This is a genomic window from Aeromonas simiae (assembly GCF_014892695.1).
GTDB classification, from domain to species: Bacteria; Pseudomonadota; Gammaproteobacteria; order Enterobacterales; family Aeromonadaceae; genus Aeromonas; species Aeromonas simiae.
This window is the reverse complement of record NZ_CP040449.1, coordinates 748,637-761,044: the sequence shown is the minus strand read 5'-3', so window position 1 is coordinate 761,044 and position 12,408 is coordinate 748,637. Positions and strand designations below refer to the sequence as shown.

At 58.8% G+C, this 12,408-nt stretch carries 14 protein-coding genes; 3 read left to right on the top strand and 11 right to left on the bottom strand.

What is annotated here, in order from left to right; all coding sequences use genetic code 11:
- Nucleotides 1-5: 5 nt before the first annotated feature.
- The 11 genes from tolB to ruvA all read right to left on the bottom strand — a co-directional run bounded on the left by tolB (nt 6) and on the right by ruvA (nt 9,874).
- Nucleotides 6-1,325 (bottom strand): Tol-Pal system beta propeller repeat protein TolB, encoded by a 1,320-nt coding sequence (gene tolB / locus FE240_RS03600; protein ID WP_193003415.1) that lies wholly within the window; start codon nt 1,323-1,325, stop codon nt 6-8.
- Between the two features lie 71 nt (nt 1,326-1,396).
- On the bottom strand, nt 1,397-2,563 hold the full coding sequence (gene tolA / locus FE240_RS03595; protein WP_193003414.1) for a cell envelope integrity protein TolA: 1,167 nt from the start codon (nt 2,561-2,563) through the stop codon (nt 1,397-1,399).
- An 11-nt stretch (nt 2,564-2,574) separates the two neighbouring features.
- Nucleotides 2,575-3,021 carry a protein TolR gene (tolR, locus tag FE240_RS03590; RefSeq protein ID WP_042046972.1) on the bottom strand — a complete coding sequence of 149 codons (447 nt, stop codon included), beginning with the start codon at nt 3,019-3,021 and terminating at the stop codon, nt 2,575-2,577.
- Nucleotides 3,021-3,707: a protein TolQ gene (gene tolQ / locus FE240_RS03585; protein ID WP_042046970.1), complete on the bottom strand. Its 687-nt coding sequence runs from the start codon at nt 3,705-3,707 to the stop codon at nt 3,021-3,023. The genes tolR and tolQ overlap by 1 nt, the downstream gene beginning before the upstream one ends.
- Nucleotides 3,708-4,103: a tol-pal system-associated acyl-CoA thioesterase gene (ybgC, locus tag FE240_RS03580; RefSeq protein ID WP_193003413.1), complete on the bottom strand. Its 396-nt coding sequence runs from the start codon at nt 4,101-4,103 to the stop codon at nt 3,708-3,710.
- 96 nt (nt 4,104-4,199) lie between these two features.
- Nucleotides 4,200-4,508: a cyd operon YbgE family protein gene (locus tag FE240_RS03575; protein ID WP_193003412.1), complete on the bottom strand. Its 309-nt coding sequence runs from the start codon at nt 4,506-4,508 to the stop codon at nt 4,200-4,202.
- Nucleotides 4,501-4,611: a cytochrome bd-I oxidase subunit CydX gene (gene cydX, locus FE240_RS03570; RefSeq protein WP_193003411.1), complete on the bottom strand. Its 111-nt coding sequence runs from the start codon at nt 4,609-4,611 to the stop codon at nt 4,501-4,503. The genes FE240_RS03575 and cydX overlap by 8 nt, the downstream gene beginning before the upstream one ends.
- Nucleotides 4,612-4,627: 16 nt before the next feature.
- Complete coding sequence (gene cydB, locus FE240_RS03565; protein ID WP_193003410.1) at nt 4,628-5,764, bottom strand: cytochrome d ubiquinol oxidase subunit II; 1,137 nt, start codon at nt 5,762-5,764, stop codon at nt 4,628-4,630.
- Nucleotides 5,765-5,776: 12 nt separating this feature from the next.
- Complete coding sequence (gene cydA / locus FE240_RS03560; protein WP_193003409.1) at nt 5,777-7,333, bottom strand: cytochrome ubiquinol oxidase subunit I; 1,557 nt, start codon at nt 7,331-7,333, stop codon at nt 5,777-5,779.
- 910 nt (nt 7,334-8,243) lie between these two features.
- On the bottom strand, nt 8,244-9,248 hold the full coding sequence (gene ruvB, locus FE240_RS03555; protein ID WP_042046963.1) for a Holliday junction branch migration DNA helicase RuvB: 1,005 nt from the start codon (nt 9,246-9,248) through the stop codon (nt 8,244-8,246).
- An 11-nt stretch (nt 9,249-9,259) separates the two neighbouring features.
- A complete protein-coding gene (gene ruvA, locus FE240_RS03550) occupies nt 9,260-9,874 on the bottom strand; it encodes a Holliday junction branch migration protein RuvA (protein WP_042046961.1) in 615 nt (204 codons plus the stop codon).
- 203 nt (nt 9,875-10,077) lie between these two features.
- Here ruvA and FE240_RS03545 point away from each other — a divergent pair, with 203 nt between their 5' ends.
- The 3 genes from FE240_RS03545 to FE240_RS03540 all read left to right on the top strand — a co-directional run bounded on the left by FE240_RS03545 (nt 10,078) and on the right by FE240_RS03540 (nt 12,353).
- Complete coding sequence (locus FE240_RS03545) at nt 10,078-10,383, top strand: globin family protein (RefSeq protein ID WP_226798971.1); 306 nt, start codon at nt 10,078-10,080, stop codon at nt 10,381-10,383.
- 7 nt (nt 10,384-10,390) lie between these two features.
- The gene (locus tag FE240_RS19040; RefSeq protein ID WP_319016747.1) at nt 10,391-10,510 is read left to right on the top strand and encodes a globin family protein; all 120 of its coding nucleotides are present in this window, start codon (nt 10,391-10,393) and stop codon (nt 10,508-10,510) included.
- 118 nt (nt 10,511-10,628) lie between these two features.
- Entirely contained in the window at nt 10,629-12,353 is a 1,725-nt protein-coding gene (locus tag FE240_RS03540; RefSeq protein ID WP_193003408.1) for a proline--tRNA ligase, read from the top strand.
- Nucleotides 12,354-12,408 lie beyond the last annotated feature (55 nt).

Here is a 12,408-nt window from a genome sequence, read left to right as displayed (position 1 = left end):
GTCTTTTAGTTTAAAAAGGGTGACCATGCCGGAGCACGGACTTCACCAGTGCTGGTTGGCAGCACTGCTCTGAAGCGGCCATCTGTAGACACCAGCGCCAGGCTCTTCTTGCCCTGATAGATGGTGGTGTAGATGATCATGCTACCGTTGGGCGCCACACTCGGCGACTCGTCCAGAGCACTCTGGGACAGCACCATCATGCCACCGCTCTCGAGGTCCTGGCGAGCGATGCGATACTGTCCTTGAACTCGGGTCACCAGCACCATGGACTTACCGTCCGGAGTGACCGATGCGCCCTGGTTCGACTCTCCTTCCCAAGTCATCCGGCGAGTCATGCCAGACGCCAAATTTACGCTATAAATCTGGGGTTTGCCACCACGTTCTGAGGTGAAAATCAAAGTCTGCGGATCCAGCCAAGCCGGCTCGGTATCGATGGAACGGCTCTCGGTCACACGGGTCAACTGCTTGCTGCCAACATCGATGATATAGATGTCAGGTTGACCATCTTTAGAGAGCACCACGGCCAGACGGCGACTATCCGGTGACCACTTCGGCGCACCGTTGATCCCGCGGAAACTGGTCATCAGGCTACGCTGCTGGGAGTAGATATCCTGCACATAGATTTCAGAGTGCTGGTTCTCGAAGCTGACATAAGCCACCTTGCTACCATCCGGCGACCAGGAGGGGGACATCAGCGGTTCACGGGAGCGCAGCAGCGTCTTCTCGTTATAGCCGTCATAGTCGGAGATGCGCAGCTGGTACGGATACTGAGAGCTGCGATCGATGGCCACATAGGCCAAGCGGGTCAGGAAGGCACCACGCTCACCGGTCAGACGCTCATAGACGATGTCAGAGATACGGTGGGCGAACTGGCGCAACTGGGCCGCAGGAACGGTCGCGGTACGGCTGTCGAGCACATAACCGTTGGCATCGCCGCCCATGGACTTGAGCGCCTGCCCCTTGAGCACGTCGACCAGCTCGAAGCGGATCTGATAACCGCCGGCAGCCGGCTCAATGGAGCCCACTACCACCGCTTCCACCCCTTGCGAGGCCCAGGGTGCAAAATCAATCTCACCACTGTTGCTCGGGGTTTGCGGCATCTGCTGGCGGGTCAGCGGTTTGAACTTACCACTGCGCAGCAGGTCAGAAGAGATCACATCCGCCACATCCTGGGGCAGTTGACCTCCACCGGTCCACTTGAACGGGGCTATCGCCACCGGACGCGCACTGTCGATACCACCGGTCAGCACCAGATCCAGCGCCGCATGGGCGGGGGATCCGAGCAGGGTGAAACTCAGGAAGAGCAATATCAGCCGTTTCAACATCGTGTATTCAACTCCATTTGGAGGTTAGAAAAACTACCAGTTCACTAACGGGGGCCACAGCCCCCGTTCTCTTAGCCGCCGAACGGGTCGACCAGCAGATTGATTTCTTTTAGTTGGGCATAGACTGCCGGATCCTTCGGCACCGGCACCTTGCCAGCCTTGAGCGCCGCCGCCTTACCCGCGCGGCACACCGCCGGATCCCCTGCCCCCGTTTGCACCGAGATGATAAATCCATCCGGCGCCAACTTCAGGTTCAGCGTACAGGTTTTACCCTTCATGGTCTGATCGGTGAGCATGTAGCGCCGGATCGTGTCGACAATCATGGCGCCATAGCGCTCAGCCTCTCCCTTAGCCGCAGCGGCAGCAGTTGCAGCCGCGGCCTGGCTACGAGCATTGGCTTCGGCCTCAAGGCCTTGCTCCAGCTCCGCCAGCTGGCGAGCCTCTTCCGCCTTGCGCTTACGCTCAGCGTCTTCCTTCGCCTTCTTGGCCTCTGCCTCTTTGGCCTTCTTCTCAGCCTCTGCCTTAGCCTTCTTCTCAGCCTCTGCCTTGGCCTTCTTCTCTGCCTCTGCCTTGGCCTTCTTCTCTGCCTCTGCCTTGGCCTTCTTCTCAGCCTCTGCCTTGGCCTTCTTCTCAGCCTCTGCCTTAGCCTTCTTCTCAGCCTCAGCCTTCGCCTTCTTCTCAGCCTCTGCCTTAGCCTTCTTCTCAGCCTCTGCTTTCGCCTGCTTCTCGGCTTCTTTCTTACGCTCTTCCTCTTTCTTCTTCTTGAGGGCCAGCGCCTTGGATTCAGCTTCGGCGGCCTTACGGGCCTCCTCCGCCTTCTTCGCCTTCTGCTCTTCGACCTTGCGCGCCTCTTCTGCCGCCTTGGTCTGCTCTTCGGCACGCTTTTGTTCAGCGATCTTCATCTGCTTGGCGGCCTCGGCCTTGCGGGCCGCCTCTTCCGCGACCTTGCGTTGCTGCTCGGCCTCGCGCAGTTGCTCCTGCGCCTCGATCTGTTCGCGCCGAGTGCGTTCCGCGTCTTCCTTTTCTTTCTTCGCTGCCTGCTGCTTGGCCTGCTTATTCTGGATCTGTTCGGCCTGCTGGTTGAGAAAGTTCTCATCCATCATCACCGCCTGCACGATTTGCCCCGATGATGCCGGGCGCTTGGGCTTGCTGAAATCGAGCCCGACCAGCAGGATGAGACCGATGATGAGGTGCAGCAGAAGCGACGCAATGACATAACTCGATAATCCGCGCTTCACGTCCCGCTCCGTTAGTTGGGTGAATCAGTCATCAGGCCGACCTGTGGCACACCAGCCTTCTTCAGGGCCACCATCAGCAGGATCACCTCTTCATAACGCACCGACTTATCACCGGCCACCACCACGGGCGCCCCCTGATTGATCGCCAGATAACCCATCGCCTTCTCGGTGATGTACTGCTCCATGGCCCCCTTGTCTCCGGGTGGCACCTGTTCGTCATCCGCCTCACCCGCCTTGATGGTGTAAACCCCCTCTTCGGTCACGCTCACGATGAAGGGAGGCTTGGCGTCTTCCGGCAACTGCTCGGACTCGGCCTGCGGCAGGTCAACCTTCACCCCCTGGGTGATCACCGGCGTCACGGCCATGAAGATGATGAGCAGCACCAACATCACGTCGATGTAGGGCACCACGTTGATCTCGGCCACCTTCTTGCGCCGGATCCGCTGATAGGTTTGCATTAGAGGTCACCCTGCTGTGCAATCTGGCGGTTCAGGATGGTGGTGAACTCGTCCATGAAGTTGGCGTATGCGTTCTCCAGCTTCTCAACCTTATTGGAGAAACGGTTAAACGCGATCACTGCCGGGATCGCGGCAAACAGGCCCATCGCCGTCGCAATCAACGCTTCGGCGATACCCGGAGCCACCATCTGCAAGGTGGCCTGCTGCACCTGCCCCAGGGCGATAAAGGCGTTCATGATACCCCATACGGTACCGAACAGGCCGATGTAGGGGCTGATGGAGCCGATGGTGGCCAGCACCGGCAGGTTGGATTCGAGCTCGTCCACCGCACGGGAAAGCGAGACCCGCATGGCACGATAGGTGCCATCCATGACCGCCTCCTGACCGCGGGCGCCAGCCTTGAGCAGACGGGCATACTCCTTGAAACCGGAATAGAAGATGTCTTCCATGCCCTCAATGTCATCGCGGCGGGAAGAGGACTCCTGATAGAGACGGTTCAAATCGACCCCGGACCAGAAACGATCCTCGAACTGCTCGGAAGCTTGATGAGCCGCCTTGATCACCTTGGTACGCTGAATGATCAGCGCCCAAGAGACCACCGACATGCTCAGCAGAGTGAGCATGACCAGCTTTACCAGCAGGCTGGCCTGCCAAAACAAACCAACAAACGAAATTTCAGCGTGCACTTACAGCACTCCCTTTACTTGATCAGGTATGGCTACGGGTTTCATTTGCGGGATGGCGACACAGGCGATCTGTACCAGGGCCTTGCTCACCAGGCGGCCATCACCGGCAAAAATCTGTTGCTCGAAGCGCAGGGATGCGCGCCGCTGCTGCACAATGGAAGTCTGTACTTCCAGCAGCTCATTGAAGCGGGCAGCCGAGCAAAAGTCGATCTCGGTGCGGGTCACGACAAACGCAATCCCTTGTTCCAGAAGAGAATCTTGCTCTATGCCGCGCTCACGCAAAAACTCGGTGCGCGCACGCTCCATAAACTTCAGGTAGTTGGCGTTGTATACGATGCCACCGGCGTCTGTGTCTTCGTAATAGACACGCACCGGAAACACAAAGGGGTTCGCCATAGAATCTGTGATCCGTACGACATTGAGATGGGCGCCTATCATAGCGCAGGGGAGAATGGGAAAGAAGCAGGGGGGAGCTATGCTCCCCCCTGTTTTTTATCCCAGAAAATAGCTCCGGGTCAGCCACAGCCCCCAACCATTGAGGAGCAGCGCCAACCAGGGAAACAGCAGCAGCCTGACGGGCCACGACCGGGGCTGCCACCCCATGCCGTTGATGAGGCCGGCACACACCGACCACATCAGTACCAGCGACACCCAGTGGGCATGCGCGCTGGTATTGGCTGCGACCAAATTGGGAGCCTGCAACATGGCGACCGCCATCAAGATGGCGGACACCAGCAGCAAACCTTGCCCGGGCTGGCGCCACAGCGGGGCGCAGAGCCGGGCAAGCCAGCCATTACTCATCGATGCTGCGATCCAGGTTCTCGGTATGCTCAAGCCACAGGGCGTTGATAACGCCGAAGGAACAGGCCAGCAGGAGGCCGAGGATCCAGGTGAAATACCACATGTTTTGCTCTCCTAACTCAGTACAGTGAGTGCTGGTTCTCTTCGATGTGCTTGGTGCTCAGGCGACCGAACATCTTGATGTAAGTCCAGAGGGTGTAACCCAGCACAGTCGGCACAAAAATGGCCGCCACCACAGTCATCACCTTGAGGGTGTTGAAAGAGGAAGTGGCATCCCACATGGTCAGGCTGTGCGACGGCTCCAGGCTGGAGGGCATCACGAACGGGAACAGGGAGAACCCAGCCGTCAGGATGATGCCGGCAATGGCCAGTGAGGAGCACAGGAAGGCCACCCAGCCCTTGTTGAGCTTGGCAAACAGGGCGGTCAGCAGGCTCATCGCCAGACCCAGTGCAGGAGCGGCCATCATCCAGGGATAGAGGTCGTAGTTCTGCATCCAGGCGCCGGCCTGCACGGCGACTTCCTTGTTCAGCGGGTTGGCCACGGCGTTACCACCGGCCGAGCTGACCAGCACATAGCCGTCGATCCCACTCACCCAGAAGCCGCCAATGGCGAACAGCACCAGCGTCAGCAGGGAGCCAATCACGGCAGCCGTGCGCGAGCGGGCCAGGATCTCACCTTCGGTCTTCATCATCAGCCAGGTCGCACCCTGGGTCACGATCATGAACAGGCTGACCAGACCGGCCAGCAGGCCAAGCGGGTTGAGCAGACCAAAGAAGTTACCGGTATAGGTCACCATCAGATACTGGTTAAAGCTGAAGGGAACCCCTTGCAGCAGGTTACCGAAGGCCACACCAAAGACGATGGGCGGTACGGCACTGCCGATGAACAGGCACCAGTCCCAAGTACTGCGCCACTTGGGCGAGGTTTGCAAGGAGCGGTACTTGAACCCCACCGGGCGGAAGAACAGCGCCATCAGGGTCAGGATCATCGCAATATAGAAGCCGGAGAAGGCCGCCGCATAGACCAGCGGCCAGGCGGCGAACAGGGCACCACCGGCAGTCACCAGCCACACCTGGTTACCCTCCCAGTGCGGCCCCATGGAGTTGAGCATGACGCGACGCTCAACGTCTTTCTTACCGACGAACGGCAGCAGGGCGCCGACGCCCATGTCGAACCCGTCAGTGATGGTGAAACCGATCAGCAAGACACCGACCAGCACCCACCAGACGACTCGCAAAACTTCGTAATCAAACATGGGTCGTTCTCCTTATGCCTTGAGCTGTTCGAAATGGTACTGACCCGTCTTCAGACTACTCGGGCCGAGGCGGGCATACTTGAACATCAGGAACATCTCGATCACCAGCAACACGGAGTAGAACAGGCAGATGCCGATGAGAGAGAACCACAGCTCGGAAGCCGGCACGTTGGAGGCTGACATGAAGGTCGGCAGCACCTCGGAGATGGTCCAGGGCTGACGGCCATACTCGGCAACGAACCAGCCACACTCGATGGCGATCCAGGGCAGCGGGATCCCCCACAACAGCGCCTTCAGCAGCCACTTGCGCTGACCGATGCGGTGACGGGTACTGTCATAGAAGGCGATACCGATCAGCACCAGCATCAGCACACCACAACCAACCATGATACGGAAGGTGAAGAACAGCGGAGCCACTTGCGGGATAGAGTCATCCACGGCCGCCTTAACCTGCTCGTCGGTTGCATCGCTCACCTTGTCGGTATAGCGCTTGAGCAGCAGGCCATAGCCCAGATCCTGCTTCACTTCGTCGAAGCGGGCGCGGGTCTCATCAGACTTGTCACCGGATTGCAGCTTGCCCAACAGGTCATAAGCGATCATGCCGTTGCGCACACGCGCTTCGTGCTCATTCTTAAGATCACGCAGGCCAGTGACTTCCTTATCCAGCGAACGGGTCGCAATGATGCCGAGGGCATAGGGGATCTGAATCGCGTAATCGGTGCGCATCTCCTCCTGATTCGGAATACCGAACAGGGTGAAGGAGGCCGGAGCCGGGTGGGTTTCCCACTCAGATTCGATAGCGGCCAGTTTTACCTTCTGCACGTCGCCAGTCTCATAGCCAGACTCATCACCCAGCACGATGACCGAGAGGATAGCGGCCATACCGAAGGCGGCGGCGATAGCGAAAGAGCGGCGGGCAAAGGCGACATCGCGATTCTTCAGCAGGTAATAAGAAGAGATACCCAGCACGAACATGGCACCCGTGGTGTAGCCAGCGGCAACGGTGTGCACGAATTTGACCTGAGCCACCGGGTTGAACACCACGTCAGCAAAGCTGGCCATCTCCATACGCATGGTTTCGAAATTGAATTCGGCCCCAACCGGGTTCTGCATCCAGCCGTTGGCGACCAGGATCCAGAGGGCGGAGAGGTTGGTGCCCAGCGCCATCAGCCAGGTGGCCGCCAAGTGCTGGCGCTTGGTCAGGCGATCCCAACCGAAGAAGAACATGCCAACAAAGGTGGATTCGAGGAAGAAGGCCATCAGACCTTCGATGGCGAGTGGCGCACCAAAGATATCGCCGACGTAATGGGAGTAGTAGGCCCAGTTGGTACCGAACTGGAACTCCATCGTCAGACCGGTGGTGACACCGAGGGCAAAGTTGATGCCGAACAGTTTGCCCCAGAATTTGGTCATGTCCCGGTAAATGGACTTGTTGGTCATGACATAGACGGATTCCATGATCGCCAGGATGAAGGCCATCCCAAGCGTCAGGGGTACGAACAGGAAGTGATAGAGGGCTGTCGCTGCGAACTGGATCCGCGACAGGTCAACCACATGCTCAGCAATCATGATGTTTCCTCACCGATTATTGGCACGGCTAATTGGAGTTGTTGGGGAAAAGCTTCCTTTCTCTTTGGTGTTCCGCATCTGTTATATGCCGCAAAATTTATTCAATACAGAACACGCCAACTGCGCCACCCCATTAACCTAATGGCAACAAGGTAAACAAAAAAAGCTAATGTTTAACAGTAAAACCACAACCATCAGCGATTTAATTACGCGCAGAAAAGCTGGGGTTTTATATCACCATTATTTGACGAAAATCAATGTGGCTCGGTTCATAAAACACCCATCAGCAATGCATCTTAGCACTCACATCAGCGAACAAATAGTGAACAGGATCACAACTCAACAAACACTTAACATAATATAAAACAAAGATTTTTTTATTTTTCATCCATATTTTAACCCGCAGGAAAAGCCTGTTAGCTATTCCCATACCTTTTTTATGGCCTTATCGGGATGACACCTATATGGAACGTCGGTTAAACAGGCAGTTATCTCCTATAGGGACTATTTCAGAACCCACTCATCGGATTACTTTTTCTTATTTTTGAACTGCAATTTTTCTAGTTTGAGAAGGCCACGGTGGCCGCCTAGAATGCGCGGCGCAGATGAGGCACCGGAACAGGCCGCAACGACCGCCCGGTATACCTAGTGAACCCTTTTTATGAGTGAAGCAAAGATGAAAAAGTTTGTGCAGCGCACCCTTCGTTATTACAAGCTTTCGTTTGTTCAGATGTATCAAATGAATCGTCTGTAACAGGCCTTACTCCTGTTTTTCACTGTCTGCCTGGTGCCGACTCTGTGTGTGAACATCCATCCTGAATTGTCTTGCCCGCAGCCATACTGCGGGCTTTTTTTATCGGGCAGAAAAAACCGCCCGTAGGCGGTTCTCTCATCCGTTTTTTCTGACCCGCTAATCGGGCCGCTCCAGACCGAAATGGAGATAGGCGCGCGGGGTGGCGATCCGGCCACGCGGGGTACGCTGCAAGAATCCCTGCTGGATAAGGTAGGGTTCAAGCACATCTTCAATCGTGTCTTTCTCTTCACCGATGGCCGCCGCCAGGTTATCGAGCCCAACCGGCCCGCCGAGAAACTTGTCGATCACCGCCAGCAGCAGCTTGCGATCCATGAAGTCAAATCCCTCGTTGTCCACGTCCAGCATGTCCATGGCACGCGCGGCGATCTCCCCATCGATGGTGCCATCTGACTTGACCTGGGCAAAGTCACGCACCCTTCGCAGCAAGCGGTTGGCAATCCGTGGCGTGCCGCGTGAACGGCGAGCCACCTCGTGGGCACCATCATCGGCCATATCCAGTCCGAGGCAGCGGGCGCTGCGAGCCACGATATCCGAGAGATCCGCCACGCTGTAGAACTCCAGACGCTGCACAATGCCGAAACGATCCCGCAGTGGGCTGGTGAGCGAGCCGGCCCGGGTGGTGGCCCCAATCAAGGTGAAGGGGGGCAAGTCCAGCTTGATGGAGCGGGCCGCCGGCCCCTCCCCTATCATGATGTCGAGCTGGTAATCCTCCATCGCTGGATAGAGCACCTCCTCCACCACCGGGCTGAGACGGTGGATTTCGTCGATAAACAGCACATCGTTGGGCTCGAGGTTGGTCAGCAAGGCCGCGAGATCCCCGGCCTTCTCCAGCACAGGCCCGGAGGTGGTCTTGATGTTCACCCCCATCTCGTTGGCCACGATATTGGCGAGCGTGGTCTTGCCCAACCCAGGGGGGCCAAAAATCAGCAGGTGATCGAGCGCCTCGCCGCGCTGACGGGCGGCTTCGATGAAGATCTCCATCTGCGCGCGCACATGATCCTGCCCCTTGTAGTCGGCCAACGACTTGGGGCGAATGGCGCGGTCGATGATATCGTCTTCCCGGCCCGCAGCCGGTGAGATGAGACGGTCGGCTTCAATCATGCAAGGCTTCCTTATACCAGGCTGCGCAGGGCATCACGGATGATCTCTTCCACCGACATCCCCTCCTTGGCCACCTTGCCAACGATCTGGCTGGCCTGGGCCGGCTTGTAGCCCAGCGCCACCAGAGCGCTGGCGGCCTCTTCCGACGCATCGGGTTCACGCAGGGAATTCACCGGCTCCGGCAAGGTGACCGCAGCAGGGGTGAAGAGATCGTGGCTGACCCAGCCGGCGAGACGATCTTTAAGCTCGACCACTAGCCGCTCGGCGGTCTTCTTGCCCACGCCGGGCAGTTTGATCAGGGTGGAGATATCCTCCCGCTCGACACACATCACAAACTGGCTGGCACTCATGCCAGAGAGAATGGCCAGCGCCAGCTTGGGGCCCACCCCGTTGGCCTTGATCAGCTCGCGAAACAGGGCCCGCTCCTGCTTGTGATTGAAGCCATAAAGCAGCTGGGCATCCTCGCGCACCACGAAATGGGTGTAGATACGCGCCTCTTGCCCCAGATCCGGCAAGTCATAGAAGCAGCTCATGGGCATATGCACCTCATAGCCGACGCCTCCCACCTCAAGCAGCACTTCGGGGGGCTGTTTCTCAATCACGATGCCACGCAGACGACCTATCACGCTTCCTACCTCAAACGCCGATAAAACTGGCCATAGCATAAAGAATAACTGGATAGGTATCCAGCACTCCCACCCCGAGCAAGCGGAGATGGCGCCCGGCACTGCCGGCTGCGATACTGACTGCGGCCTGGGCCGCCAGTTGTCATGTTCCCACTTCGGCGAACGGAATATTCGCCTTCTCATCCCCACGCGGAGACCCCTATATGCAGCAGGAGACAAAGGACCTTCTTCCCCACGAGATTGAACTGGTTCAGCAGGGCTGGGCGCGGATAAGTGGCGGCAGCCAGAGCTATGTGCAGGAGGTCTACGACGAGCTGTTTCGCCTCGATCCTACCTTGCAGCCACTGTTTACCGACGATCGCGATCATCTGATGACCAAGATGGCCGACACCCTCAACACCTTGCTGACCAGCCTGGAGGCCCTCGACCGCCTCGCCTTCATCATCCGCGACATCGGCCGACGCCATCTCCAGCACGGGGCCCGCCCCCCCCCACTTCACTACCCTTAAGCAGGCCATGACGACGGTGCTGGCCCGCCGCCTCGGCGCTCGCTTCACCCCCGAGCTGGCGGCGGCATGGAGTCACGCCTACGACCTGGTCGCCCGGTTGATGCTGCAAGGGATGCAGGCGGAGTAAGCCGGCCCCCGAGCCATTTATCCCTTGGGCCATGGCATTGGCCCTGCTAATATTCCGCTCTTAGATTTTCCCCTGCGGGCAACGACCCACACCATTTGCCATTTGAAGGTCACGAGCGATGCGTACCAGCCACTACCTGCTTTCCACTCTCAAGGAAACCCCGTCCGATGCGGAAGTCGTCAGCCACCAGCTGATGCTGCGTGCCGGCATGATCCGTAAACTCGCCTCCGGCATGTATACCTGGCTGCCCACCGGCCTGCGCGTACTGAAGAAGGTTGAGAACATCGTGCGCGAAGAGATGAACAACGCAGGCGCCGTCGAAGTCTCCATGCCGGTGGTACAACCGGCCGAGCTGTGGCAGGAGTCCGGCCGCTGGGACGACTACGGCCCCGAGCTGTGCCGCCTGACTGACCGTCACAACCGCCCCTTCGTGTTGGGCCCGACCCACGAAGAAGTGATCACCGCCACCGTGCGCTACGAGGTGAACAGCTACAAGCAGCTGCCGCTCAACCTCTATCAGATCCAGACCAAGTTCCGCGACGAAGTGCGCCCCCGTTTCGGCGTGATGCGCGGCCGCGAATTCCTGATGAAGGATGCCTACTCCTTCCACATCGACAAGCCGAGCCTCATCGACACCTACGAGAAGATGCACGCCGCCTACTGCGCCGCCTTCACCCGCATGGGGCTGGATTTCCGCCCGGTGCAGGCCGACACCGGCTCCATCGGTGGCACCGGCTCCCACGAGTTCCAGGTGCTGGCCGAGAGCGGTGAAGATCTCATCGCCTTCTCCGATACATCCGATTACGCCGCCAACATCGAGATGGCCGAAGCCCTGGCACCGGCCGGTGAGCGTCCGGCCGCCACGGCCGAGCTGGCCAAGGTTGCCACGCCGTCGGTGCACAGCATCGATGAAGTGAGCGCCTTCTTGAAGGTGGCCCCGAGCCAGATCGCCAAGACCCTGCTGGTGCTGGGCGAAGAGAACGAGCAAGGTCAGCAAGCGGTGATCGCACTGGTGCTGCGTGGCGATCACGAGCTCAACGACGTTAAGGCCGAGAAGCTGGCCGGCATCGCCAAGCCGATGACCTTCGCCAACGACGAGCAAATCAAGGCAGCCGCCGGCTGCGACGCCGGCTCCATCGGCCCGATCGGCTTCAAGGGGCGCGTCATCGTCGACCGCAGTGCCGCCCACCTGGCGGATTTTGTCTGCGGCGCCAACGAGACCGGCTTCCACCTGACCGGGGCCAACTGGGATCGCGACGTTCAAGGCTATGAAGTGGCCGACATCCGCAACGTGGTCGAAGGCGACCCGAGCCCGTGCGGCACCGGCAAGCTGCTGCTCAAGCGCGGCATCGAGGTGGGCCACATCTTCCAGCTCGGCACCAAGTACTCCGAAGCCATGAAGGCCACCGTCCTCAACGAAGAGGGCAAGTCGGTGGTGATGGAGATGGGCTGCTACGGTATCGGGGTCTCCCGTGTGGTGGCAGCGGCCATCGAGCAGAACAACGACCAGTACGGCATCATCTGGCCGGACGCCATCGCCCCGTTCGAAGTGGCGGTGATCCCGATGAACATGCACAAGTCCGTGCGGGTTGCCGAGCTGGCCGAGCGCTTCTACAGCGAACTCAAGGCCGCCAAGATCGACGTGCTGTTCGATGATCGCAAAGAGCGCCCCGGCGTCATGTTTGCCGACATGGAGCTCATTGGTATCCCGCACGCCATCGTCATCGGTGAGCGTGGCCTCGACAACGGCGTGGTGGAGTACAAGTGCCGCCGCAGCGGCGAGAAGCAGGAAGTGGCCATCGACGACGTGATCGCCCTGCTCAAGGGTAAGCTGGGCCGCTAAGCGCCCCGCCCATGAAAAAGCGCGCCGGATGGCGCGCTTTTTTTTTAGCTGATGG

Bases quoted from the DNA above. Each gene is read 5' to 3' on its own strand.
- tolB (WP_193003415.1), bottom strand. From the start codon at position 1,325: ATGTTGAAACGGCTGATATTGCTCTTCCTGAGTTTCACCCTGCTCGGA.
- tolR (WP_042046972.1), bottom strand. From the start codon at position 3,021: ATGCAAACCTATCAGCGGATCCGGCGCAAGAAGGTGGCCGAGATCAAC.
- ybgC (WP_193003413.1), bottom strand. From the start codon at position 4,103: ATGGCGAACCCCTTTGTGTTTCCGGTGCGTGTCTATTACGAAGACACA.
- FE240_RS03575 (WP_193003412.1), bottom strand. From the start codon at position 4,508: ATGAGTAATGGCTGGCTTGCCCGGCTCTGCGCCCCGCTGTGGCGCCAG.
- cydX (WP_193003411.1), bottom strand. From the start codon at position 4,611: ATGTGGTATTTCACCTGGATCCTCGGCCTCCTGCTGGCCTGTTCCTTC.
- cydB (WP_193003410.1), bottom strand. From the start codon at position 5,764: ATGTTTGATTACGAAGTTTTGCGAGTCGTCTGGTGGGTGCTGGTCGGT.
- cydA (WP_193003409.1), bottom strand. From the start codon at position 7,333: ATGATTGCTGAGCATGTGGTTGACCTGTCGCGGATCCAGTTCGCAGCG.
- ruvB (WP_042046963.1), bottom strand. From the start codon at position 9,248: ATGATTGAAGCCGACCGTCTCATCTCACCGGCTGCGGGCCGGGAAGAC.
- FE240_RS03545 (WP_226798971.1), top strand. From the start codon at position 10,078: ATGCAGCAGGAGACAAAGGACCTTCTTCCCCACGAGATTGAACTGGTT.
- FE240_RS19040 (WP_319016747.1), top strand. From the start codon at position 10,391: ATGACGACGGTGCTGGCCCGCCGCCTCGGCGCTCGCTTCACCCCCGAG.
- FE240_RS03540 (WP_193003408.1), top strand. From the start codon at position 10,629: ATGCGTACCAGCCACTACCTGCTTTCCACTCTCAAGGAAACCCCGTCC.